General features: G+C 69.6%; 23 protein-coding genes. 10 read left to right on the top strand and 13 right to left on the bottom strand.

Annotated elements, in window-relative coordinates:
* The first annotated feature begins 3 nt into the window (after positions 1-3).
* Both AB5G72_RS13410 and AB5G72_RS13405 read left to right on the top strand, forming a co-directional pair.
* Complete coding sequence (locus AB5G72_RS13410; protein ID WP_067716959.1) at positions 4-912, top strand: sulfite exporter TauE/SafE family protein; 909 nt, start codon at positions 4-6, stop codon at positions 910-912.
* 57 nt (positions 913-969) lie between these two features.
* Entirely contained in the window at positions 970-2232 is a 1263-nt protein-coding gene (locus tag AB5G72_RS13405; RefSeq protein ID WP_440220063.1) for a cation:proton antiporter, read from the top strand.
* Positions 2233-2272: 40 nt separating this feature from the next.
* Here AB5G72_RS13405 and AB5G72_RS13400 read toward each other — a convergent pair whose 3' ends face one another.
* Both AB5G72_RS13400 and AB5G72_RS13395 read right to left on the bottom strand, forming a co-directional pair.
* Positions 2273-2755, bottom strand: coding sequence for an RrF2 family transcriptional regulator (locus AB5G72_RS13400; protein WP_096907514.1), 483 nt, complete (start codon positions 2753-2755; stop codon positions 2273-2275).
* Positions 2756-2801: 46 nt separating this feature from the next.
* Positions 2802-3743 (bottom strand): sulfite exporter TauE/SafE family protein, encoded by a 942-nt coding sequence (locus tag AB5G72_RS13395; RefSeq protein WP_259821671.1) that lies wholly within the window; start codon positions 3741-3743, stop codon positions 2802-2804.
* A gap of 249 nt (positions 3744-3992) precedes the next feature.
* On the opposite strand from AB5G72_RS13395, the gene AB5G72_RS13390 reads away from it, so the two are divergent.
* Both AB5G72_RS13390 and AB5G72_RS13385 read left to right on the top strand, forming a co-directional pair.
* Positions 3993-4208 (top strand): hypothetical protein, encoded by a 216-nt coding sequence (locus AB5G72_RS13390; protein WP_440220062.1) that lies wholly within the window; start codon positions 3993-3995, stop codon positions 4206-4208.
* Positions 4209-4251: 43 nt separating this feature from the next.
* Entirely contained in the window at positions 4252-5079 is an 828-nt protein-coding gene (locus AB5G72_RS13385) for a 3'(2'),5'-bisphosphate nucleotidase CysQ (protein ID WP_440220061.1), read from the top strand.
* Positions 5080-5131: 52 nt separating this feature from the next.
* Here AB5G72_RS13385 and AB5G72_RS13380 read toward each other — a convergent pair whose 3' ends face one another.
* Together AB5G72_RS13380 and AB5G72_RS13375 are read right to left on the bottom strand one after the other, a co-directional pair.
* The gene (locus AB5G72_RS13380) at positions 5132-6256 is read right to left on the bottom strand and encodes an NAD-dependent epimerase/dehydratase family protein (RefSeq protein ID WP_407334838.1); all 1125 of its coding nucleotides are present in this window, start codon (positions 6254-6256) and stop codon (positions 5132-5134) included.
* A 188-nt stretch (positions 6257-6444) separates the two neighbouring features.
* Positions 6445-6840 carry a hypothetical protein gene (locus AB5G72_RS13375; protein ID WP_119192591.1) on the bottom strand — a complete coding sequence of 132 codons (396 nt, stop codon included), beginning with the start codon at positions 6838-6840 and terminating at the stop codon, positions 6445-6447.
* 168 nt (positions 6841-7008) lie between these two features.
* On the opposite strand from AB5G72_RS13375, the gene AB5G72_RS13370 reads away from it, so the two are divergent.
* A complete protein-coding gene (locus tag AB5G72_RS13370; protein WP_253002238.1) occupies positions 7009-8082 on the top strand; it encodes a YihY/virulence factor BrkB family protein in 1074 nt (357 codons plus the stop codon).
* Positions 8083-8125: 43 nt separating this feature from the next.
* Here AB5G72_RS13370 and AB5G72_RS13365 read toward each other — a convergent pair whose 3' ends face one another.
* The 9 genes from AB5G72_RS13365 to AB5G72_RS13325 all read right to left on the bottom strand — a co-directional run bounded on the left by AB5G72_RS13365 (position 8126) and on the right by AB5G72_RS13325 (position 17632).
* A complete protein-coding gene (locus tag AB5G72_RS13365) occupies positions 8126-8725 on the bottom strand; it encodes a TetR/AcrR family transcriptional regulator (protein WP_182636013.1) in 600 nt (199 codons plus the stop codon).
* Between the two features lie 13 nt (positions 8726-8738).
* A complete protein-coding gene (locus tag AB5G72_RS13360) occupies positions 8739-9530 on the bottom strand; it encodes a crotonase/enoyl-CoA hydratase family protein (RefSeq protein ID WP_440220060.1) in 792 nt (263 codons plus the stop codon).
* A complete protein-coding gene (locus AB5G72_RS13355) occupies positions 9527-10291 on the bottom strand; it encodes an SDR family NAD(P)-dependent oxidoreductase (protein ID WP_440220059.1) in 765 nt (254 codons plus the stop codon). Before AB5G72_RS13355 ends, AB5G72_RS13360 begins: the two co-directional genes overlap by 4 nt.
* A gap of 48 nt (positions 10292-10339) precedes the next feature.
* Positions 10340-11515 carry a thiolase family protein gene (locus AB5G72_RS13350; RefSeq protein ID WP_120284236.1) on the bottom strand — a complete coding sequence of 392 codons (1176 nt, stop codon included), beginning with the start codon at positions 11513-11515 and terminating at the stop codon, positions 10340-10342.
* A 42-nt stretch (positions 11516-11557) separates the two neighbouring features.
* Positions 11558-13096, bottom strand: a complete 1539-nt coding sequence (locus tag AB5G72_RS13345; RefSeq protein WP_259821663.1) for an acyl-CoA synthetase — start codon at positions 13094-13096, stop codon at positions 11558-11560.
* A gap of 31 nt (positions 13097-13127) precedes the next feature.
* Positions 13128-14285, bottom strand: coding sequence for an acyl-CoA dehydrogenase family protein (locus AB5G72_RS13340; protein WP_120284232.1), 1158 nt, complete (start codon positions 14283-14285; stop codon positions 13128-13130).
* 68 nt (positions 14286-14353) lie between these two features.
* Entirely contained in the window at positions 14354-15856 is a 1503-nt protein-coding gene (locus AB5G72_RS13335) for a TRAP transporter large permease (protein ID WP_120284230.1), read from the bottom strand.
* Entirely contained in the window at positions 15849-16415 is a 567-nt protein-coding gene (locus AB5G72_RS13330; RefSeq protein ID WP_120284228.1) for a TRAP transporter small permease subunit, read from the bottom strand. Before AB5G72_RS13330 ends, AB5G72_RS13335 begins: the two co-directional genes overlap by 8 nt.
* Positions 16412-17632 carry a C4-dicarboxylate TRAP transporter substrate-binding protein gene (locus AB5G72_RS13325; RefSeq protein ID WP_120284226.1) on the bottom strand — a complete coding sequence of 407 codons (1221 nt, stop codon included), beginning with the start codon at positions 17630-17632 and terminating at the stop codon, positions 16412-16414. The genes AB5G72_RS13330 and AB5G72_RS13325 overlap by 4 nt, the downstream gene beginning before the upstream one ends.
* A gap of 355 nt (positions 17633-17987) precedes the next feature.
* Between AB5G72_RS13325 and AB5G72_RS13320 the strand changes: the two genes are divergently transcribed.
* The 5 genes from AB5G72_RS13320 to AB5G72_RS13300 are packed head-to-tail and all read left to right on the top strand — an operon-like array spanning position 17988 to position 22509.
* Positions 17988-19025 carry a YhjD/YihY/BrkB family envelope integrity protein gene (locus tag AB5G72_RS13320; protein ID WP_440220058.1) on the top strand — a complete coding sequence of 346 codons (1038 nt, stop codon included), beginning with the start codon at positions 17988-17990 and terminating at the stop codon, positions 19023-19025.
* A 10-nt stretch (positions 19026-19035) separates the two neighbouring features.
* Positions 19036-20088: a dTDP-glucose 4,6-dehydratase gene (gene rfbB, locus AB5G72_RS13315; protein ID WP_440220057.1), complete on the top strand. Its 1053-nt coding sequence runs from the start codon at positions 19036-19038 to the stop codon at positions 20086-20088.
* Positions 20085-20966: a glucose-1-phosphate thymidylyltransferase RfbA gene (rfbA, locus tag AB5G72_RS13310; protein WP_120284220.1), complete on the top strand. Its 882-nt coding sequence runs from the start codon at positions 20085-20087 to the stop codon at positions 20964-20966. Before rfbB ends, rfbA begins: the two co-directional genes overlap by 4 nt.
* Positions 20963-21949 (top strand): dTDP-4-dehydrorhamnose reductase, encoded by a 987-nt coding sequence (gene rfbD, locus AB5G72_RS13305; protein WP_167457798.1) that lies wholly within the window; start codon positions 20963-20965, stop codon positions 21947-21949. Before rfbA ends, rfbD begins: the two co-directional genes overlap by 4 nt.
* Entirely contained in the window at positions 21946-22509 is a 564-nt protein-coding gene (locus AB5G72_RS13300) for a YdcF family protein (protein ID WP_067716934.1), read from the top strand. The genes rfbD and AB5G72_RS13300 overlap by 4 nt, the downstream gene beginning before the upstream one ends.
* The last annotated feature ends 12 nt before the right edge of the window (positions 22510-22521 follow it).

The following is a 22521-nucleotide window of genomic DNA, read 5'->3' as shown; positions in this document are numbered from 1 at the left end:
CCGGTGCCCGAGGCCCTCTGGACCTACGATTCGCTGGGGCTGCTGGTCGTCAGCGCCGTCATCGGCGTGGTGATCGGTCTGACGGGGATGGGCGGCGGCGCCCTGATGACGCCGGCGCTCATCCTCGTGGGCATCCCGCCGACGGCGGCGGTCGCCAACGACCTGGTGGTCAACGCGGTCAACAAGGTCATCGGCGCGGGCGTGCACTGGCGGCACGGGAAACCCAACCTCAAGATCGCGTTCTGGCTCATCCTGGGATCCGTGCCGACGGCCTACCTGGGGGCGTGGCTCGTCCACGCCATCGGCGCCGACGACGTACAGGGGCTGCTGAAGAAGGCCATCGGTGCGACGCTGATCGTGGCGTCCACCGCCTACTTCCTACGGGCGTTCTTCGAGATGTCCGGGCGCATCCGCACCGGCGATGACCCCGACCCGCCGGTCAAGCCGCTGATCACCCTGCTGGTCGGCGTGATCGGCGGCCTGATGGTCGGCATCACGTCGGTCGGCTCGGGCACCGTCATCATGATGTGCATCATGCTGCTCTACCCGACCCTGGCGGCGTTGCGGCTGGTGGGCACCGACCTGGTGCAGGCGGTCCCACTGGTGATCGCGGCGGCGATCGGGCACGTCCTGGTCACCGGCGTCGACTGGAACCTGCTGGTCCCGTTGTTGATCGGTGGGGCGGTCGGCACGTTCTTCGGCTCGAAGTTCGCCAGCCGCGTCCCGCAGGGGCTCATCCGCCGGGGCATCACGATCGTGCTGGCCGTGACCGCCTCGGCAATGCTGGGCGCCCCGCCGGCGCTGATCGGCGTGATCACGCTGGTGCTCGTGGTGGGCGGGCCGCTGGTGTGGCGGGTGCTGGTGAGCAGGTATTCCGCGCGCGCCGACCAACCGGCCGTCTCCCGCGCCTGACGGGTTCCCGACCGGTTCGGTGGCGCCGCGGCACCAGGAGCGCCCACACTTTCGTTCGTGACGAACACCGACCTCATCTACGCGGTCGTCGGCGCGGCGCTGCTCCTCGGCTCGCTCCTTCCGCGACTGCTCCGGGAGCGCATCCTGTCCGCCCCGATCATCGTGGTGGGTGTCGGCATGCTCATCGGCTGGCTCATGCCCAACGAGTCCCAGCTAGTGGACGTGATCGAACACGCGGAACTCGCCGAACGGATGGCCGAGATCACGGTGATCGTGGCGCTCTTCGGCGTCGGACTGGCCCTCGACCGCCCCCTGTCCTTCCGTGGCTGGACCACCACGTGGCGGCTGCTCGCCATCGGGATGCCGCTGTCCATCGCCGGCGTCGCGCTCCTGGGGTGGTGGGTACTGGGGGTGACCCCCGCTGTCGCTGTCCTGCTCGGCGCCGTGCTCGCCCCCACCGACCCGGTCCTCGCCTCCGATGTGCAGGTGGCGGGCCCCGGGACGGGCGAGGCCGCCGACGACGAGAACGATGAGGCGCGTTTCGCCCTCACCTCCGAGGCCGGCCTGAACGACGCGTTCGCGTTCCCCTTCGTCTACCTCGCCATCTACCTGGCCACCAAGGGCGGGCCGGGGGGCTGGCTGTGGGGTTGGCTGGTCTGGGATCTCGTGGGCAAGACGGTCATCGGCGCCGTGGCGGGGTGGGTGATCGGCCGGCTGATCGCCACTGTGCTCTACCGACACCGCGTCGGGGGATACCAGCTCATCGGCTACGCCGAACCCGCGGCCGCGGTGGCCACGCTGCTGTTCGCCTACGGGGTCGGCGAACTCGTGGGTGGCTGGGGCTTCCTCGCCGTGTTCTTCGCCGCCCTCGGTGCGCGGTCGGCTGAGCGCGAGGACGAGCGGCACGCCCACTTCCACGAGTTCATCGAGTACACCGAACACCTGCTCACCCTGCTGGTCCTGCTCGTGATCGGGGCGTCATTCATCTCCGACGCGGTCTTCCGGCTCGAGTGGTCGCACGCCGTCGTCGCGGCCGGGGTGCTGTTCGTGATCAGGCCCCTCACCGCCTGGATCGCGCTGATCGGCGACGGCAGACTGCGATCCCCGGAGCGCCTGTTCGTCTCGGCGTTCGGGGTGCGTGGCGTGGGGTCGTTGTTCTACCTCTGCTACGCCATGGGGTACTTCTCCAAGGAGGACGGCTGGTCGCTGTGGCCCGCGGTGTCGCTGGTCATCGTCGCGTCCATCGTCCTGCACGGCGCGGCGTCGTCCCCGGCCGTGACCTGGCTCGACCGCCACCGCGGGCGCGAGCAGGCGACCTGAGACCGGCGGGAGCGGACCGGGTGGCGGGACCGGCCTCCGGTCAGCGGGGCTCCCACGCGTCGGTGTCGAGGGTCAGCTCGTGGACCTCGCCCGGCAGGTGCCCGGCGGCCAGGTCGGCGATCGTCACGGCGTCCATCACCCGGCGCAGGGCCGCGCGCGAGGCGATCCACACGTGCTGCAGGATCGCGGCACGGTCGTTGTAGACCACCGACTCCGGGCGGACGTCGTAGACGCTCACCAAGGGGCCGTCGACCGCCCGCAGGACATCGGCGACCGAGATGTCCCGCGCCTCCCGGCCGAGGAACCATCCGCCCGTCTTGCCCCGGCGACTGGTCACGATCCCGGCCCGCCGCAGGTCCGACAGGATCGCCTGGAGGAACCCGTGCGGGATGTCCTGCCGCCGCCCCAGTTCTTCGGCGCTCAGCGGATTGTCGCGGGGATCGTCGTCGGGGCTGGCGAGCTGTGCCGCCGCGAGTTCGACGAGTGCGCGCAACGCATAGTCGGACTTGGCGGTGACCCTCATGCCGACAGTGTCCCAGAGGGTCCACCTCACCGGGCGTCCGCCCGGATCAGTCCTGCGCCGGGGCGGATGCGGCGGCCGCGGCAGGGGCGGGACCGACCGGGTCGATGCCGGCCTCGTCGTCGTCGCCGCCGGAGGCCCTCCGCTCGGCGAGCACGGCCCACGTGACCAGGCCGATCCACACGGTGACCAGGGACAGCAGGATCGGGGTGGTCGCCGACGCGGGAACCTCGGCCCACACCAGCAGGGTGCGGGAGTTGGTGACGACGATCAGGCCGCCGGCCGCCGTGCCGAGCACCCGGGCGGGCAGGTGCTTGACGAGCCACGCCGCGAGCGGTGCGACGAGCACACCTCCCACCAGCAGCGCCAGCGCGTAACCCCAGTTGATGCCGGCGGCGCCCAGGCCCACGAGGAAGCCGAGCGATCCGCCGACGGCCACGACGAACTCGGAGGTGTCGATGGAGCCCACGACCTTGCGCGGCTCGACCCGGCCCGAGGACAGCAGCGAGGTGGTGCCGACCGGGCCCCAGCCACCGCCGCCGAGGGAGTCGAGGGTGCCGCCGACCAGTCCGAGCGGGACGAGGAACCCGGTGCGGACCCGCCCGCGGAACTCGGGGCGACGGCCGCCGAGTGCGAGGAACCGGTACAGGACGTACAGGCCCAGGCTGAGCAGGATCGCCCCCACGACGGGCTTGGCGACGTCGGCGGGGAGGCTGGACAGCAGGGTGGCACCGGCGAACGCCCCGATCGCGCCCGGCACCGCGAGGATGCGCACGATCCGCCAGTCGACGTTGCCGAGTCGGTGGTGGGAGACGCCGGAGGCGAGGGTGGTGCCGATCTCCGCGAAGTGCACGGACGCCGATGCGGCGGCGGGCGCGATACCGGCCGCGACCAGCAGCGTCGTGGACGTGACGCCGTAGGCCATGCCCAGAGAGCCGTCGATGAGTTGGGCGATGGCGCCGACGACGCCGAGCACGATGAGTGTCTTCACGAGCATCCCTAGAATAGTGAATCGATTATGTCGATCAGTACAGTAGACATAACGAAGGGACACTGTCTAGACCGACCTGTCTGGTGAGTGTTGGGCGCAATTCAGTCGGCTGTCCAGGACGGGATTGGGCACTGCGGGGGTGGGGCACCGGGCGCAGTGACGTTTTCGCTGTCCAGTAATAAAAATTTATGACAAAATAGCGATCTATGTGCCGGCTGGAGGTTGGCGCAGTTTCTCCCGGGGGGAACGATGAACGAGGTCGGACAGTGGCAGTGCTACGTCGAGGAGACGGCCGACGGCGCGGTCTGGGGCTGTCACCGCTGCGACGCCCGCAGCGGTGTCCTGCCGTCCCGGGGCGCGGCCCGGGTCGCGGCCGACGCGCACCGGTGTCCGGACGAGCCCGCCCGCGTCGTCCGCCAGTACGGGAGTGGCCGGCGCCGGGGGCTGCGGTCGCGCCGTCGGTAGGCGTCCCGCGCCGCGCCCGGAGTGCGCCTCCTAGGCTGGGGGCATGACCGCCGCCACACGTACCCCGGACCAGCAACTCGCCGTCGACCTCGCCATCGAGGCCGGGAGACTGCTGGTGGACCTGCGCTCCTCCGGCCCCACCGGACGGGAGCTCGGCGACATCGGCGACCGCCGCGCCAACACGCTGCTCCTCGAACGGCTCGCCGCCGCTCGCCCGGACGACGCGGTCCTGTCGGAGGAGTCCGCCGACGATCTCGCCCGGGTGGACGCCGACCGCGTGTGGATCATCGACCCCGTCGACGGCACCCGCGAGTACGGCCTCGGCGACCGGCCGGACTGGGCCGTCCACGTCGCCCTGTGGGAGCGCGCGGGGGACCCGGCGTTGTCGCGACTCACCGCCGCGGCGGTCGGGCTCCCGGCGCTCGGAGTGGTGTCGGGGGTCGACGACGACGAGGTCTACGCCGCACCCGTGGGCAACGGCGGGGTCGACGGGGGTGGCCTTCTTCCCCCGCGAACGGGCTCCCGACCGCGGATCGTCCTCTCGGCCTCCCGTCCGCCTCGATTCGCGGATGCGGTCGCCGAGGCGGTGGGCGGGGATCTCGTGCCGCTGGGGTCGGCCGGGGCCAAGACGGCGGCCGTCGTCCGCGGTGAGGCGGACGCCTACATCCACGCCGGCGGGCAATACCAATGGGACTCCGCGGCGCCGGCCGGGGTGGCGTTGACCCGTGGGTTCGTCGCGGTGCGGATCGACGGCACCCCGCTGGAGTACAACGTGTCCGACACCTACCTGCCGGACCTCGTCGTGTGCCGCGCCGACCTGGCGGACGCGATCCTCGGCGCGATCGCGGACGAGGGCGCGGCGAACAGGTAGCCACGACGCGGCGGGCCTGCGCGGACGGTCGTCTACGGCGGGCCCGCGTCTGTCAGGGGAGGCGCCTGACGTCGACCGGGCCGCCGCGGCGGAGCGAGGCCAGCGCGTCCCGCAGGGTCCGCGGGCGCAGGGGCGGGGACGTCCCGGCCCGTCCGGCGGCGATCGCGTCGACCACTTCGCGCAGGGCCTCGTCGGCGGCGACGGTGGGATGCCAGCCGAGCTCCGCGCGGGCCCGGGTGGTGTGCATGAGCGGGACGCCGAACGCGAGGTCCACCCAGCCGATGCTGAGCGGCTGGAGGCGGAGCAGCCAGCTGACGTGCACCAACCTCCGCAGGATCCCTAACGGGAGCCCGACCGGAACGGCCCCGAGCTCGCGGGCGATCATGTCGCGCGTGACGGGCGGTTCGGCCGCGATGTTGAACGCGCCCTGCGCGCCGGTCGTGGCCGCGGCGGCGAGTGCCGAGGCCATGTCGTCGCCGTGGACCAGGGGGACGGTGAGGCGACGGTCCACGGGCAGGACCGGCAGGGCCCGGATCAGCCGGACCGGTGCGAAGGCGGGGCTGAAGTAGCGCACCAGGCCCGAGGCGGCCTCGCCGTGGACGATGAACGCGGCCCGCATGCGGGCGATCGTCGGGGTTCCCGGATGTTCGCGCTCATGCTGGTCGAGCAGGTGCTCGGCGGCGGTCTTGTGGTGGTTGTAGGCGGCGGTCGGAACGCCACCCAGCTCGGCGCCCTCACTGACGCGGGTGTCCACGGACACCCCGGGGCCGCCGTCGGACACCGGGGCGTAGGCGCCCACGGAGGACTGGTGCACGAGATGCGGCACTCCCGCCAGACGGCAGGCGTTGACGACCGCGGCGGTCCCCCCGACGCCCAGTCGGCGGTGGTGGTCGACGTCGCGGGTCGGTTGGAAGCCCCAGGCCAGGTGGATCACCGCGTCCGCGCCGCGGAAGACCTCCACCAGGTCCTCCGCGCGGGCGTACGACAGGTCCACCCGATGCCACCGCGCGCCGTCGTAGGGCGGCGTGGCCGGGGGGATCCGGCGGCACAGTCCCACCACGTCGTGCCCGTCGGAGAGCAGACGCCGCACGAGCGGGGTGCCGACGTTGCCGCTGGCACCGGTGACGACTATCCGCATCCGGCGGGCCGGGGTATCGGATTCCGGGTTCTGCGTCATCGCACCATGGTCGGCGACCCGCGTGGGCCGCGCATCCGGTCCGGGGTGCGTGTGGCAGGTGTCCGCGCATGTGCCGGGAACGCGCGTGTGCCGGGAACGGGCGACGGCCCGGGCCCGCGTGGTGCGGGTCCGGGCCGTCGCGTCGTGAGGCAGGGCGCCGTGGGGCTCGTGCCCGCCGGCGGGGGAGGCTACCGGTCGGTGACCAGCGCGCCGGCGATGGCGGCCATGAACGCGTCCTTGGCCAGGGACATGCCCTCCTGGCTGGGGCGGATGCCGTCGGCCTCGGTCATGGTGGGGTTGCGGAAGTACATCGCGAGCAGGCCGGCGGAGAAGACGCCGAGGGCGGCGCCGGCGATCTGGCGGGGCACGACCGGGGTGAGGAGGGCGGCGCCGATGCCGATCTCGGAGTAGGCGACGAACTTGCCGAACGAATCGGGATCCATGTTGTTCACGGCGGGCACGCCCGTCGCGGCGAAGCCCTGCAGGCCCTGGGCGGCCTCGGTCGGCATGCCGCGCTTGCTCAGGCCGGAGTTGAGGACGAAGGCCCCGGTGACTCCACGGAGGATGGCGTTGGACAGACTCACTGTGTTTCTCCCTCTGGTGCGGTGACGGTCGGCGATATCGAGGTTGTTGATGCGACACTTTGGTGACGTGACATCAAAGAGGGTAACGCACAGACCGGCGTCCGCAATCCCGCGGGGGGACGGCCGGGCCGGATGCGGGGGAGGCCCGGTGGTGGGAAGGTGCTTGGTATGAATACGAGCAGCCGCGACATCACCGACAAGCCCCACACGGATGCCGACCCCGACACCGGCAAGCCCGAGTCACCCACCAAGCTCACCGGCGGAGCCTGGAAAGTCGGCCTCAAACGCGCCGCAGGGGAGTTCTCCAAGGACAACTGCACCGACCTCGCGGCGTCGCTCACGTACTTCGCCGTGCTGTCGTTGTTCCCGGCGCTTCTCGCCGTGGTCTCGCTGCTCGGTGTGTTCGGCCAGGGGCAGGCCACCGTCGACGCGGTGATGGGCCTCGTCGAGGGCTCGGTACCGGAGCAGACCCTCAACGAGCTCCGCGGGCCGATCGAGGGACTGGTCAACACTCCGGCCGCAGGGATCGCCCTGATCACCGGTATTCTCGGCGCGCTCTGGACGGCCTCCGGGTACGTGGGCGCCTTCGGTCGCGCCATGAACCGCATCTACGAGGTCGAGGAGGGGCGCCCCTTCTGGAAGCTCAAGCCCCTGATGATCCTGCTCACCGCTGTGCTGCTGATCCTGGTCGCCCTGGCCGGCGTGATGTTGGTCGTCAGCGGGCCGATCGCCGAGTGGGTGGGGGATCTCATCGGTCTCGGCTCGACGGCGGTCACCGTCTGGGGCATCGCCAAGTGGCCGGCGCTGGTCCTCGTCGTCGTCGTCATCCTCGCGGTCCTCTACGGGTTCGCCCCCAACGTGAAGCAGCCCAAGTTCCGCTGGATCTCGCTCGGCGCGGTGGTCGCGCTGGTGGTGTGGGGCCTCGCGACCGTCGGCTTCTTCTTCTACGTGTCCAACTTCGGCAGCTACAACGCGACCTACGGTTCGCTGGCCGGCGTCATCGTCTTCCTGTTGTGGCTGTGGATCACCAACAACGCCTTCCTGTTCGGTGCCGAGGTGGACGCCGAGATGGAGCGCGCCCGCGAACTCCAGGCGGGCATGCACGCCGAGGAGACCATCCAGCTCCCGCCGCGCGACACCACCGCCAGCGACAAGGCGGCCGAGAAGCAGCAGAAGGCCATCGACGAGGCTGCAGACGTCCGACGCGAGGCCCAGGTCGACCAGGCCCGCCGCCGCGACTGACCCCCGCCCGGCCCGACTGGCCTTCGGCCCGGCTAGCCCGGTTTCAGGGGGCAGGGACGGTGACATCCCGGTGGTAAACCACGCCCAGTGCGAGTTCTTGGTAGCGGTGGACGATCTCCTCGACCGCCAGGTCGCCGTCCGGCTCGTACCAGTGGGCGATCGCGTTGCACATGCCCAGGATGGACCGGTAGGAGTCCTCGGGGAACCGGGTGCAGAACTCGCCGCTCGCGACGCCGTCGGCGACCGCCTGTCGCAGCGGCTCACTGGACTGCCGCTGTCGCTCCCGATAGGCCGCGAGGTGCTTCGGCTCGAGGTTACGGGTTTCGGTCTGGACCAGCTGGGACTGTTCCTGCTCGAGCGTGCGGAACCGGACCAGTGAGGCGACGAAGCCCAGGAGCCGGCCGGTGGGGGTCGAGTCCTTGGCCTCGAACTCCTCGGTCACGCGCCCCTCGAAGGAGTCCATCCCCGCGTTGAGCATGGCCGCCAGCAGCTCCTGCTTACTGGCGTAGTGGTAATACATCGCCGACAGGCTCACCCCGGTCTTCTGTGCGATCGACCGGATCGATGCGCCCCCGTAGCCGTGTTCCACGAACTCCCGGCGGGCGACCGCCAGGAGGTCGTGCTGCACCGTGCCACTGGTCATCGTGTCGGTCCTCTCAGGTCGCCGTCCACCGTGGAGCCCGCTTCTCCTTGAAGGCGAGCGCCCCTTCGCGGGCGTCGTTCGACGACCGGACCGGGAGGTAGATATCTCTCATCTTGTCGAATTCCTCCTCGGAGTTCCACTCGCGCGACCGGGCCATGATCTCTTTGGATGCCCGCACGGCAAGCGGGGCGTTCGCGGCGATCGCTTTGGCCAATTCCACGGCGGCGGCGGTCGCCTCACCCGCCGGGACGAGCCGGTTGACCAGGCCGGCGCCCCGGGCGGTCTCGGCGTCGATCGGTTGGCCGGTCAGGGCGGCTTCCATCGCCAGCTGATACGGAATGCGTCGGGGGAGCCGGAGCAGGCCGCCCGCGCCCGCCAGGAGACCACGCCTGACCTCGGGGAGGCCGAAGGAGGCGTTCTCCGACGCCACGACCAGATCGCAGGACAGGACGATCTCGAAACCGCCGCCCAGCGCCGGACCGTCGACCGCCGCGATGAGCGGTTTTGCCGGGGGCTTCTCCACCAGGCCCGCGAAGCCGAGCTCGGGTAGTGAGACGTCCTCCCCGGCGATGAAGGCCTTCAGGTCCATCCCGGCACAGAAGACGGATCCCGCGCCGGCGATCACTCCGGCGGTGAGGTCGTCACGCCGGTCCAGCTCGGCCATCGCCGCAGCGATCGCCTCCGAGGTGGCCCGGTTGATGGAGTTACGCGCGTGCTGGCGGTCGATGGTCACCACCAGGACGCCGTCGGTCTCCTCGACGTGAACCCGGTCCACCACGGTCGCGCTCACCTGCGGGCCGCTCACTTGGGGGCCATCCGGATCGCGCCGTCGATGCGGATGGTCTCGCCGTTGATCATGGCGTTGTCCACCACGTGCAGGGCGAGCTTGGCGTACTCGTCGGGCTTGCCGAGACGCGAGGGGTGCGGGATCTGCGCGGCCAGACCCTCGACGAGCTCCGCGGGATGGCGGTCGAAGATCGGGGTCTCGAAGATGCCGGGGGCGATCGTGTTGACGCGGATCTGGCGGCGGGCGAGGTCGCGGGCGGCGACGATCGTCATCCCGACGATGCCGGCCTTGGACGCCGAGTAGGGCATCTGCCCGATCTGGCCCTCCCATGCGGCCACGGAGGCGGTCATCACGATCACGCCGCGCTCGCCGTCGGTCGGTTCGTTCTTCGTCATCTCCGCCGCGGCGATCCGCAGGACGTTGAACGAGCCCAGGAGGTTCACGCGGACGACGAGCTCGAAGTCCTCCAGCGAACCCGGCTCGCCCTCGCGGTCCACCACCCGGACGGTCCGGCCGATGCCCGCGCAGTGCACGACCGCGCGCAGGGGGGCGCGCTCGGCTGCACTCCGGACAGCCGCGGTGACCTGCTCGGGATCGGCGACGTCGGCGGGGGCGAACGTGACGAGGTCACCGAACCCGTCGGCCACCTGCTGCCCGTCGGAAGACGGCAGGTCCACCAGGATGGTGGGGACGCCGGCGTCGACGAGACGGGCGACGGTGGCCCGGCCGAGGCCGGAGGCCCCGCCGGTCACCAGGGCGCTCGCATTGGTCAGATTCATCGGTCTTACCTCTCTCTACAAGAAAAGGGGGTCACAAGGAGAAGGCGGTCAGAGCGCTTCGACGACGGTGGCGTTGGCCATGCCGCCGGCCTCGCACATCGTCTGGAGCCCGTAGCGTCCGCCGGTGCGACGCAGGTGGTGGATCATCGTGGTCATGATGCGGATCCCGGAGGCTCCCAGCGGGTGCCCGAGCGCCACCGCGCCGCCGACGGGGTTGAGCTTGGCGTCGTCGGCTCCGAACTCGTACCGCCAGGCCAGGGGTACCGAGGCGAACGCCTCGTTGACCTCGTAGGTGTCGAGGTCGGCGACGGTCATCCCGGCGCGGTCGAGAGCTTTGTGGGTGGCGGGGATCGGGCCGGTCAGCATGAGGACGGGGTCATCGGCGACGACGGCGGAGGCCACGATCCTCGCGATCGGGGTCAGTCCCAGGGACTTCGCGACGTCCTCGTTCATGATGAGCATCGCGGCTGCGCCGTCAGTGATCTGGGAGGAGTTACCGGCCGTGACCTTCCAGTCCACGTCGGGCCGCTCGGCTCGAGCGCTCTCGGAATCGAATGCCGTGCGCAAGCCGGCCAACTTCTCGGAGGTGGTGCCCGGTCGGATCGACTCGTCGGTGTCCACGACTCCCGCCGGCGTGGTCACGGGCACGATCTCGTCGTCGAACCATCCGCCTGACCGCGCGGCGTCCGCGCGCTCATGGGAGCGGGCCGAGTAGTCGTCCAGCTGCTCACGGGACAGCCCCCACTTCCCGGCCACGAGTTCGGCGGCCACGCCCTGATTGGTCAGGCCCGGGTACCGCTCGTGGACGACCGGACCGTAGGGGTCCTTGTCGAGCTTGTTGACCCCCATGGGGACGCGGCTCATCGATTCCAGTCCGGCGGCGATCACCACGTCATAGGCGCCGGCGACCACACCCTGGACGGCGAAGTCCACGGCCTGCTGGCTCGAGCCGCACTTGCGCTCGACGGTGACGCCGGGGACGTGCTCGGGGAAGCCCGCGGCGAGGGCGGCCTGACGTCCGACGGTGCCGGACTGCTCACCGACCTGGCTGACGACGCCCACGATGACGTCCTCGACGAGTGCGGTGTCGAGGCCGGTGCGTTCGGCGAGCCCGGAGAGGATCTGGGCGAGGAGATCGACAGGGTGCAGATCGGCGAGGGCGCCGCCGGCCTTGCCGCGGCCCATGGGGGAGCGGACGGCGTCGATGATGACTGCGTTCGGCACGGAATCTCCGATTCGGATGAGGGTGAGGGTGGGGCGGGCAGGTCAGACGGAGGCGTCGAGGCGCCCCTTGACCAACTTCCCGGTCTGGGTGCGGGGGATGACCTCGGTGAACGCCACCGTGCGAGGGCACTTGTAGCGGGCGATCCGGTCGAGGCAGTGCTGTTTGATGGCGTCGGCCGTCGCATCGGTCGGTTCAACACCCGGGGCGAGCTGGACCACGGCCTTGACGGTCTGTCCCATCACCTCGTCCGGAACGCCGATCACTGCGACGTCGATGACGTCCGGGTGCACGGCGATGCAGTTCTCGATCTCCTGCGGGTAGATGTTGACCCCGCCCGAGATGATGGTGAACTTGGCGCGGTCGGTGAGGTAGAGGAAGCCCTCGTCGTCGACGTGTCCGATGTCGCCGAGGGTGGTCCACTCGGGGTGGTCGGGGTGCCGCGTCTCGGCGGTCTTCTCGGGATCGTTGTGGTATTCGAAGGCGTAGTCGTGCCGTTCGAAGTAGATCCAGCCGGTCTCCCCGGCAGGCAGTTCGCGGCCCAGTTCGTCGCAGACGTGGAGGATGGCGGGGGACCCCTTGCCCACGCGGCCGACGCTGCCGGGCTTACGCCGCCACTCCTCGGGGGCGATCGTGGTGGTGCCGTTGGACTCGGTGGAGGAGTAGTACTCGTAGACCACCGGGCCCCACCAGTCCAGCATGGCCTCCTTGACCTCGATCGGGCACGGGGCCGCGGCATGGATGGCCACCTCGAGTGACGAGACATCGTAGGCCTCGCGCACTTCCTCGGGGAGGCGGAGCATGCGGATGAAGTGGGTGGGCACCCACTGGCTGTGGGTGACGCCGTACTTCTCGATGGCGGCCAGGCAGTTCTCGGGGTCGAAGCGGTCCATGAGGATTACGGTGCCGCCGTGTGCCTGGGTTCCGGTGGCGTAGCGCAGCGGGGCCGCGTGGTAGACGGGCGCTGGCGAGAGGTACACCGTGTCCGGGTTGAAGTCGTAGTTGATCTTCATCCGGGCGATGACGTTGGGGCCGGGCTCGTCGCCCACCTGTGCGCCGTCGAGGGCCGGCTTGATGCCCTTGGGGCGTCCGGTTGTGCCCGAGGAGTAGAGCATGTCCGCGCCGCGCGGTTGATCTGCCGGCGGGGTGCTGGGCATGCTTCCCACGGCCGCCTCGTAGTCGAGGTGGCCGGGGATCTCGCCGCCGAAGGCCAGCCGGTGCTCCACGTGGGGCGACTGTTCGACGATCGCCTCGCCGAGCTCGGCCAGTGGTGCGGACACCACGAGGACCCGGGCGCCGCTGTCGCCGACGATGTAGGCGACCTCGTCGGTGGCCAGGTGGGTGTTGACCATCGTGAAGTACAGGCCGCAACGCATCGCGCCCCAGTAGAGCTCAAACACGGTGGCGTCGTTGACCGAGAGCGCGGCGATGTGATCGCCCGGCTTGAGCCCCTGTGCCAGGAGCCAGTTAACGAATCGGGCCGATCGTTCCTCGAGCTGGGCGTAGGTCATCACCCGACCGGTGGCGTCCTCGATGACTGCGGGCTTGTCCGGAGTGGACGCGGCCCATTTTCCTGGATACATAGATGTCCTCCTGTGGTGTCCGCGCGGAGCGTCAGAGCCCGAGGCTCTTGGCGATGATGGTCTTCATGACCTCGCTGGTTCCGCCGTAGATCCGGGAGACGCGGGTGTCCGTGTAGAGGCGGGCGATGGGGTACTCGGTGATGTAGCCGTACCCGCCGTGCAGCTGCAGGCACCGGTCGATCACACGCGCGGCCATCTCGGTGGCGTGGAGCTTGGCCTTGGCGGCGTCCGCCACGGTGAGCTCGCCCCGGTCGAGCAACTCCAGGCAGTGATCCACGTAGACGCGGGCCACCTCGACCTCGGTTGCGCACTCCGCCAGCACGAACTTGGTGTTCTGGAAGCTCGAGACGGGTTTGCCGAAGACGTTGCGTTCACGCGTGTAGTCGGTGGCCAGCCGCAGCGCGGCCTCGGACTGGGAGACCGCGTTGAGCGCGATGCTCAGGCGTTCCTGCGGGAGGTTGTGGGTGAGGTAGGAGAACGCCGCGTCCTTCTCGCCGAGGAGGTTCTCGACCGGCACCTTGACGTCGTTGTACGACAGCTCCGCGGTGTCCTGCTGGCGCAGACCGATCTTGTCGAGCTTGCGGCCCACGGCGAAGCCCTCGGAGTCGGTGGGGACGCAGAGGATGGACAGGCCGTGACGGCGGTTGTCCGGGTCGAACGGTGAGGTACGGCAGACCGTGAGGATCATGTCCGCGGTCACGCCGCCGGTGATGAACGTCTTGGAACCGTTGACGACGTAGTGGGTGCCGTCGGCACTGAGCTTGGCGGTGGTGGAGATGTTCGCCAGGTCCGACCCGGTACCGGGCTCGGTCATGGCGATGGCGGTCATCAGCTCGCCGGAGGCGAAGGCCGGCAGCCACCGCTGCAGCTGCTCGGGCGTCCCGTACTCCATGAGGTACGGCAGGATCAGGCAGCAGTGCACGGTGTATGAGCCGAAGGACACTCCCGCTCGGGCGACCTCCTCGAACACGATCGCGCTGTACTTGAAGCTCGTCTCGCCGCCGCCCCCGAACTCCTCGGGGACCTGGACGCCTAGGATGCCGAGCTCGCCGAGCTTGTGGAAGAACTCGCGCGGGGGCCTGCCGAGCTCGTCCCACTCCTCGCGGTGGGGGGCGACCTCCTTGGCGATGAAGTCACGCACCAATTGGCGGAACTCGTCCTGCTCTCGGGTGAAGATCGTCCGCTGCATGTGTACTCCTGAGGTTCGTGTTGCTGGTGTCTGGTGGTGTCTGGTCGTGGCGTGTGGCGATGACCCGGTCACTCCGCGGCGGAGGAATTGGGCAGCCAGAGGGCGATGTCGGGGAAGAAGATCAGGGCGAGGAGGATCACGGCGCTGGTGGCCACGAACCAGGCCACTCCCTTGAACACGTCGGACAGTCGCACGGTCACCCCCAGGTTGACCTCGGGGTTCGACGCGATCCGGTGAACGATGTAACTGAGCATGCCGATCGGAGGGGTGACCAGCGCGAGCTCGACGAGGATCACCATGAACACGCCGAACCACAGGAGGCTGATGTCGTAGGTGTCGAGCACCGGCATGAGGATCGGGACCGTGAGCAGGATCATCGCCAGGCCGTCCATGAACATGCCCAGGATGAGGAACACGAAGATCAGTCCGACGAGGAACAGGGTCCGGCTCAGTCCCAGCGAGGTGATCGTGTCGGTGAGCCAGTTGGCGACCCCGGACAAGGCCACCACGCGGGTGAGCACGTGCACGCCCATGAGGAGCAGGAAGATCGAGGCGACGCCGGCCGCGGTCTCGCGGAGCGAGGTCAGCACCGTCCGCACGAGGTGTCCGACGGAACGGTCGTCACCGAACAGCCAACCCAGCAGGATTGCCGCGATCGCACCGAAGGCCCCGGCCTCGGTGGGCGTGAAGATTCCGGTGTACATGCCACCGATGATGAGGATGAGGATCAACGCGACCGGGGTGATGTCCCCGAGGGACCGGATCCGCTGGCCCCAGGTGTAGTGGGTGGTCGACCGGGGCGCGAGGGTCGGGTCGATGGTGCACCTGACGACGATGAGGGTCGCGTACGCCATCGCCGTGATCAGTCCCGGGATGAGCGCGGCGAGCAACTGCGGGCCGACGGGCGTCTCGGCGACACCGGCGTAGATCACCAGCACCACACTCGGCGGGATGAGCATTCCCAAGGTGCCGGACATGGCGACCACGCCGGTCGCCAGGGACGGCTTGTATCCGGCACGGAGCATCTCGGGGATGGTCGTGCGGCCCAGGGCGTAGGAGATCGCGATCGAGCTACCGCTCGAGGCCGCCAGTCCGGCGCCGGCGAAGTTGGTCGAGACCGCCAGTCCACCGGGCAGCCGGCCGAGCCAGGCCTGGGCCGAGGTGAACAGTTTTCCGGTCAGGTTGAACCGGCCCATCGCCACGCCCATGAGGATGAACAGCGGGATGACGGACAGGCTCCAGCTGGCGGCGGAGGTGAAGGGGACGTCCTCGAACGTGACTGCGACGGCGCTTGTGCCCGCTAGCTTCCACAGGCCGACCGCACCGGCGCCCATGATCGCGATCCCCACGTGGATACCGGCGACCATGGCGACGATCGACAGCACGATCGTCAGGAGGCCGACCATGAGGTCTGGCAGGTTCGGTGTGAACAGGATGACCGCGGCGATGATCAGCGAGAAGCCGAAGTTGCCCCAGTAGGCCCGGATGAGGTTGCGGTTCGGTTCCGGGGCGCCGAGGTCGTCGTCCGGTTCTAGGCCGGTGTAGTCGGTGGCGAGGGTGGTGTCAGACATGGGACTTCCTCGGACGGTCGTTGGTCAACAGGCTGATGATCGACACCAGGAGCTGGAGGGCGAACAGGGCGAATCCGATTGCGAGGACGATCTTGACCGGCCAGATCGGGATGGTGATCGCCCCGAGGGCGACCTGCTGGACCTCGACGGCGAAGACCGCCGCGGTGATCGAGTAGTAGGTCAGTGCACAGACGAACAGGAACATCAGACCCTTGACGACCAGGTCCGACCACCAACGCGAGACGGGGTCGAGGTACTGGGTGAGGATGGTGGCGTTGATGTGCTCGCCGATCTGCTCCGCGTACCCCATAGCGAGCATCACGATGAGGACCATCGACCAGTTTTGGGTGATTTCGAGCGTGCCGGACAGGGGGGCGCCCGTCAGGTTGCGGGAGCTGACGTCCGCGGCGATGTGCAGCGCCAGGACCAAGGTGGCGATCCCCGCGATCACGGCACACGCGTACAGCACCCGGGAGAGGGCCCGCTGTCCCGGAACGAGTCGCTCCGCAACGGTGGTGGTGGTGTCCATCATGTTCTCCAACCGGTCTGAGGGGGTCACGGTGCGGTGCGGTCGAAGATCTCCGACCGAACCGTCTGCATGTAGGGGTCCAGGTCGATCTCCACGGTTTCGGGATCGTCCGGGATCTCGGCGAGGGCCGGGTCGTCGTATCCCATGTCCTCCAGCCGGGTCTTCCAGTCGGCCATGATCTGGCGGTACCGCTCGACAGTTCCCTCGGGATCCTCTAGGCCCTCTGGTGCGCGGTCCGGCAGGGAACGCAGCGACTCCTCCTGGTAGGCCTCGAGGGTGTCCTGGAGTCCGGGGGCGACGTCGTAGAAGTTCACGCCCATGTCCGCGCCCTCGGCCAGCAGGCGCTGTTGAAGGATGATCCCCTCTTCGCGGAGGTAGCCCTCGAACCACGTCTCCCGGGCCTCGTCGATGACCTGACGGGCGTCCTCGGGGAGCTTGTCCCAGACGTTCTTGTTCATGATCACGTACTGCGTGTAGCTCGAGAACGGGATGTCGACGTAGTGTTTTGCGACCTCCCACAGGCCGAGGGCGATCATGATCTTGCCGTTAGCCAGGGAGCAGTCGATCACCCCGCGCTGCAGGCCCTCGTAGATCTCGCCGGTCGGAAGGGTCACCGGGACCATTCCGAGCGCTTCGATCTCGCCGTAGTTGAAGGCGCCGCCGCTGCGAACCCGCTTGCCGCGGGCCTCCTCGAGGCTGTTGACGGGCTCTTTGCACACGAGGTGGTAGTTGGTCGACGGGGTCCAGGTGAACAGCAGCTTGATGTCCTGGTCCGAGAACTGCTTCTCGATCAGCGGATTGGTGAGCGCGAACTCGCTGCCGCCGGCGAAGGCCTGCATCATGCCGAGCGGGTACTCCGGCTCGACGACGCTGGCCATCTGGGAGGTCCAGTCGGTCATGGGGAACTCTGACGGGTAGTAACTCGGGGTGAACATGCCCATGTCCACGATCCCGCCGCGGACCCCCTGCGCCATGTCGGCGCCCTTGACCAGGCTGCCGCCCCAGTACTCGTCGAAGGTGATCTTCCCGCCGGTCTCTTCCTCGACCTGCGCGGCGAAGTCGCGGAAGGGGCCAGCCGAGGAGACGGTCGTGTAGTCGCCGTAGCGCAGTGTGATCGGCTCCATCGTCTCGATGCTGTCGCCGGTGATGCGGTGGCCGCCGGCGCAGCCCGTGGCGACGAGCGATCCGATCATCGTCAGGGCGAGCGCTGCGCGTCGGGCCACGCGGCTTCGGGTGCTGGGGGGCATCGGGGATCCTTCTGGTTCCGGGCCGGGCGCTCGAAGGGGCGTCCGGGGTCCTGATGGATGGCCTGAGGGGGCGGGTCGAACTGGTCGATCAGCTGCGAAAGCGATGTAATCCGCGTCACGTTTCGAACGTTCGTTAAGTTAATCGGGCGTTGACGTCTTGTCAAGACAATCATTGTCATGGATTGCGCATTGCAACACGCAGCACCAGGCACTCGGATGCCTAGGCGGATGGTCGTGGTGGGCGCGGCGTGTGGCGCGCCCACGCGGGATGAGCGCCGACAGCAGTCACAATCGGGACATGACGACATCCGGAGGGCCCGCGGCGACTGCCCGCAGAGGATTGCGGACCGTCCGAATGGTACTCGTGCGGTCCGTGGGGGAGTTCCTGCGCGACCGCGGCCCCGATCTCGCGGGCTCGCTCACCTTCTACGGCGTGCTCTCGCTCTTCCCGGCGATCCTGGTGGTGATCTCGCTGCTCGGCGTGTTCGGCCAGGGGAACCGGACCGTCGACGCCGTCATGGACATGCTCTCCGACGTCGCGCCGCCCGACGTGCTCGACCCGGTCCGCGGGCCGATCGAGGCGTTGGTGACCACGCCGGCCGCCGGGACAGCACTCCTCGTGGGCACGGTCGTGGCGCTGTGGTCGGCCTCACGCTATGTGTGGGCGCTGGGCCGCGCGATGAACGCCGTGTACGGGGTCGAGGAGGGGCGGCCCATCTGGCGGCTGATGCCCGCCGGGGCGCTGCTTACGGCATTGCTCATCGCGTTGGTGGTCGTCGGCGGTCTGGCCCTGGTGTTCACCGGCCCCGTCGCAGAGACGGTCGGCGGGTGGATCGGCCTCGGTGACACCGCACTGGCCGTATGGGAGATCGCCAAGTGGCCGGCCGGGATGGTGTCGGCGGTTCTCGCGCTGGCGATCCTCTACCGGTTCGCCCCCAATGTGTCGGGACGCAGGTTCAGCTGGGTGTCCCTCGGAGCGGCGGCGGCGCTGGTGATCATCGGCGTGGCCACCGCCGGATTCGACTTCTTCGTCTCTAGGTTCGGAAACTTCAACGAGGTGTACGGATCTCTCGCGGGGGTGATCGTCTTCCTGCTGTGGCTGTGGTTGGTGAACATGGCGGTGGTCTACGGCGTCCGGCTGGATGCGGAGGTGCTGCGTGTGCGGCAGTTGCGCGCGGGGATCTCCGCGGAGGAGGCGGTACTGGTGACCCCGCGGGTGACGGCCGCGAGCGAGCGCCAGGCCCGGCGACGGGAGGAGATGCTCGCCGCCTATCGGGAGCTGCTCCGGGTGCCCGACGACCACACACTCGATGACCGCGCACTCGGCTCCTCGGACCACTCGGCAGCGGGCATCACCGGGGAGGCGGCCGAGGCGGATCGTTCGCGGCGGTAGGGTTGGGTGCATGCGCCTCGTCGTCACCGGTGGAGCCGGGTTCATCGGCGCCAACTTCATCCGCACCGTGGTCCGTGAGCACCCCGATGCCCACGTCACGGTGCTGGATTCCATGACGTACGCCGCCAACCGCGCCAATCTGGACGGACTGCCCGACGAGCGGGTGGAGTTGGTCGAGGCGGACTGCGCGGACCCGGCGGTCACCGACCGGCTGGTCTACGAGCTGACGGGGCCGGACGATGCCGTGGTGCACTTCGCCGCGGAGAGCCACAACGACAATTCGCTGGCCACCCCGTGGCCCTTCCTGCACTCCAACATCGTCGGCACCTACGCCGTGCTCGAGGCGTGTCGGCGGCATGACGTGCGGCTGCACCACGTGTCGACGGACGAGGTCTACGGGGACCTGCAGCTCGACGATCCGGCCAAGTTCACCCCGGACACTGCGTACAACCCGTCGAGCCCGTATTCGGCCACCAAGGCCGGGGCCGACATGCTCGTGCGCGCGTGGGTCCGCAGTTTCGGGGTGCGGGCCACCATCAGCAACTGCTCGAACAACTACGGGCCGTTCCAGCACGTCGAGAAGTTCATCCCGCGTCAGATCACCAACATCCTCGACGGTCGCCGGCCCCGCCTCTACGGCAGTGGGGCCAATGTGCGGGACTGGATCCATGTCGCCGACCACAACGCGGCGGTCCTGCGCATCCTGGCCGCGGGCGAGCCCGGCCGGACGTACCTCATCGGCGCGGACGGCGAGCATTCGAACCTGCAGGTGATGCAGATGATCTGCGAACTCATGGGGGTCGCCGGCAGCGGCGGGGGACGTGGGGCCGGCACGGGGGGAGACCCCGGTTTCGACCACGTCACCGACCGGCCGGGCCACGACCTGCGCTACGCCATCGACGCCACCGCCACCCGGGAGGAACTGGGCTGGGAGCCGCGGCACACCGACCTGCGCGAGGGCTTGCGGCAGACGATCGAGTGGTATGCCACCCATCGCGACTGGTGGGAGCCGGTCAAGGAGCGCGTGGAAGCGAAGTACGCGCGGACGGAGACGGTGCTGTGAAGGGCATCGTCCTGGCCGGCGGCAGCGGCACCCGGTTGAGCCCGCTCACCCTGGCGACGAGCAAGCAGTTGATGCCGGTGTACGACAAGCCGATGATCTACTACCCGCTGTCCACGCTCATGCTGGCGGGGATCCGGGAGATCCTCATCATCACGACCCCCCAGGACGCTCCGCAGTTCCGCCGGCTGCTGGGCGACGGCAGCCAGTTCGGCATCGCCCTGAGCTATGTGGAGCAGGCGGCGCCGGAGGGGCTGGCGCAGGCGTTCGTGCTGGGTGCCGAGCACATCGGCGACGAGTCGGTGGCGTTGATCCTGGGCGACAACATTTTCTACGGACCGGGCATGGGCACGCAGCTGCGGCGCTTCGTCGAGCCCGAGGGTGGCGCCGTGTTCGCCTACCGCGTCTCCAATCCGAGCGAGTACGGGGTGATCGACTTCGACGCCGACGGCCGCGCGATCAGCCTGGAGGAGAAGCCAGAGGACCCGTCCTCCGATTTCGCCGTCCCCGGCCTCTACTTCTATAGCGCCGACGTGGTGGACGTGGCGCGCGGGCTCGGCAGGTCCGCGCGCGGCGAGTACGAAATCACCGACATCAACCGGCACTACCTGCGCGAGGGCCGACTGCAGGTGGAGGTGCTGCCACGGGGCACGGCGTGGCTGGACACGGGTACGCACGACTCCCTACTCGACGCGGGCAACTACGTCCGCACGATCGAGGACCGGCAGGGCCTGAAGATCGGCTGCCCGGAGGAGGTGGCATGGCGGATGGGATATATCGACGACGACGAGCTCACCGTCCACGCCCACGACCTGCGCAAATCGGGGTACGGCCTGTACCTTCTGGACATTCTGCGCCGCGAGAAGGGGCGCAGCCTGTGACCGCCGGCCGGTGGCCGCGGATCCTCGCGACGGGCGGTCGCGGACAGCTCGGGCACTACCTGGACAGGCAATCGAGGCGTCAGCTCGGCGGTGGCGCGGTCGCGGTGGGCCGCGACGAGCTCGACCTCACCGCCCCGGCCTCGATCGCCTCCGCCCTGGACCGTCACGCGCCGGAGGTCGTGATCAACGCGGCCGCGTACACCGACGTCGATGGCGCGGAGGCCGACGAGGTCACTGCGCACGCGGTCAACGCCGACGGCGTGGAATCGCTGGCCGTGGCGTGCCGCGACCGCGGGATCCGGCTGGTCCACATCAGCACCGACTACGTCTTCTCGGGCGAGGTCCCCGGCGGGGGAGACCCGGCCACCGCTCCGGCGCTCGAGCCGCACGACCCGACCGCGCCGGTGACCGCGTACGGGCGCACCAAACTCGCGGGGGAACGGGCGGCGCTGGCGGTGTACCCCGAGACGACGATCGTCCGCACCGCGTGGGTGTACACCGGCCCCGTGCGCCACGGGCAGGGGCTGCGCGGCTCGGACTTCGTCGACACCATGGTCCGCCTCGAGCGCGAGCGGGACACCCTCTCGGTGGTGGACGACCAGTGGGGTTCGCCCACCTACACGGCGCCGCTGGCCGATCAACTGCTCGGCCTCGTCGGCGGGGAGGCCTGGGGCGAGTTCGACGCGCGGGGCCTGACCCTGCACCTGGCAGGGGGAGGCCGCGCGACGTGGTTCGACCTCGCCCGGGCGGCGTTCACGTGGTTCGGCGCGGATCCCGAGCGGGTGCGACCCTGCACCACCGAGGAGTACCCACGCCCCGCCCCGAGGCCGGCCTTCTCCGTGCTCTCCGATGCCTCGTGGCGTGCCGTCGGGCTGGAGCCGATGGACGACTGGACGCAGGATCTCGTCCGCGCGATCGCCCACGAGGGCTGGATCGCCCAGCGACAGCGGGAGCGGGGCAGCCTCCCCGGGCCCGGGTCGTGAACCGGACCCGCCGCACAGTGCTCGCGGCCGGGAGCGCCGCGGTGGCGGCCGCCGCCGTCGCCGCGCTCGCCCTCACCGCGTGGGGCGCGTTCCTGCTGCAGCCGCGCGCCGACGAGCCCGTCCGCGCCGACGCCGTGGTGATGCTCGCCGGCGCCGACGACGGTCGCCACCTGTACGCCCGGGACCTCGTGGAGGCCGGGTACGCCGACACGCTGCTCGTGAGCAACCCCGGCGGCAACTCCGAGACGGTGGCCCGGCGACTGTGCACCGGAATCGCGCGACCCTCGGGCGCAGAAGTTGTGTGCTTCTCGCCCGACCCGCGCACCACCTGGGGCGAGGCGCAGGCGGTCGCCTCGATCGCGCGGGCGCGCGGGTGGGACCGGATCCTGGTGGTGACCAACCGGCCCCACACCCTCCGGGCGGGGACATGGATGCGCAGCGCCACCGGGCTGGACGTGCGGATGGTGCCCGTCGAGCGGCTCGACCGCGGGATGCTGCCGGTTCATCTGGTGTGGGAGGCCGCCGGATGGATCAAGGGCCGCGTCAACGGCCACTGGTGACCCCGGGCGGCC

It is taken from the genome of Dietzia sp. MNB45 (genome assembly GCF_051994785.1).
Taxonomy (GTDB): domain Bacteria; phylum Actinomycetota; class Actinomycetes; order Mycobacteriales; family Mycobacteriaceae; genus Dietzia; species Dietzia kunjamensis.
This window is presented reverse-complemented; position numbering and strand designations above follow the sequence as displayed.

Bases quoted from the DNA above. Each gene is read 5' to 3' on its own strand.
- AB5G72_RS13380 (WP_407334838.1), bottom strand. From the start codon at position 6,256: ATGACGCAGAACCCGGAATCCGATACCCCGGCCCGCCGGATGCGGATA.
- AB5G72_RS13370 (WP_253002238.1), top strand. From the start codon at position 7,009: ATGAATACGAGCAGCCGCGACATCACCGACAAGCCCCACACGGATGCC.
- AB5G72_RS13325 (WP_120284226.1), bottom strand. From the start codon at position 17,632: ATGCCCCCCAGCACCCGAAGCCGCGTGGCCCGACGCGCAGCGCTCGCC.
- AB5G72_RS13390 (WP_440220062.1), top strand. From the start codon at position 3,993: ATGAACGAGGTCGGACAGTGGCAGTGCTACGTCGAGGAGACGGCCGAC.
- AB5G72_RS13400 (WP_096907514.1), bottom strand. From the start codon at position 2,755: ATGAGGGTCACCGCCAAGTCCGACTATGCGTTGCGCGCACTCGTCGAA.
- AB5G72_RS13355 (WP_440220059.1), bottom strand. From the start codon at position 10,291: ATGAATCTGACCAATGCGAGCGCCCTGGTGACCGGCGGGGCCTCCGGC.
- AB5G72_RS13345 (WP_259821663.1), bottom strand. From the start codon at position 13,096: ATGTATCCAGGAAAATGGGCCGCGTCCACTCCGGACAAGCCCGCAGTC.
- AB5G72_RS13365 (WP_182636013.1), bottom strand. From the start codon at position 8,725: ATGACCAGTGGCACGGTGCAGCACGACCTCCTGGCGGTCGCCCGCCGG.
- AB5G72_RS13385 (WP_440220061.1), top strand. From the start codon at position 4,252: ATGACCGCCGCCACACGTACCCCGGACCAGCAACTCGCCGTCGACCTC.
- AB5G72_RS13320 (WP_440220058.1), top strand. From the start codon at position 17,988: ATGGTACTCGTGCGGTCCGTGGGGGAGTTCCTGCGCGACCGCGGCCCC.
- AB5G72_RS13335 (WP_120284230.1), bottom strand. From the start codon at position 15,856: ATGTCTGACACCACCCTCGCCACCGACTACACCGGCCTAGAACCGGAC.
- rfbB (WP_440220057.1), top strand. From the start codon at position 19,036: ATGCGCCTCGTCGTCACCGGTGGAGCCGGGTTCATCGGCGCCAACTTC.
- AB5G72_RS13340 (WP_120284232.1), bottom strand. From the start codon at position 14,285: ATGCAGCGGACGATCTTCACCCGAGAGCAGGACGAGTTCCGCCAATTG.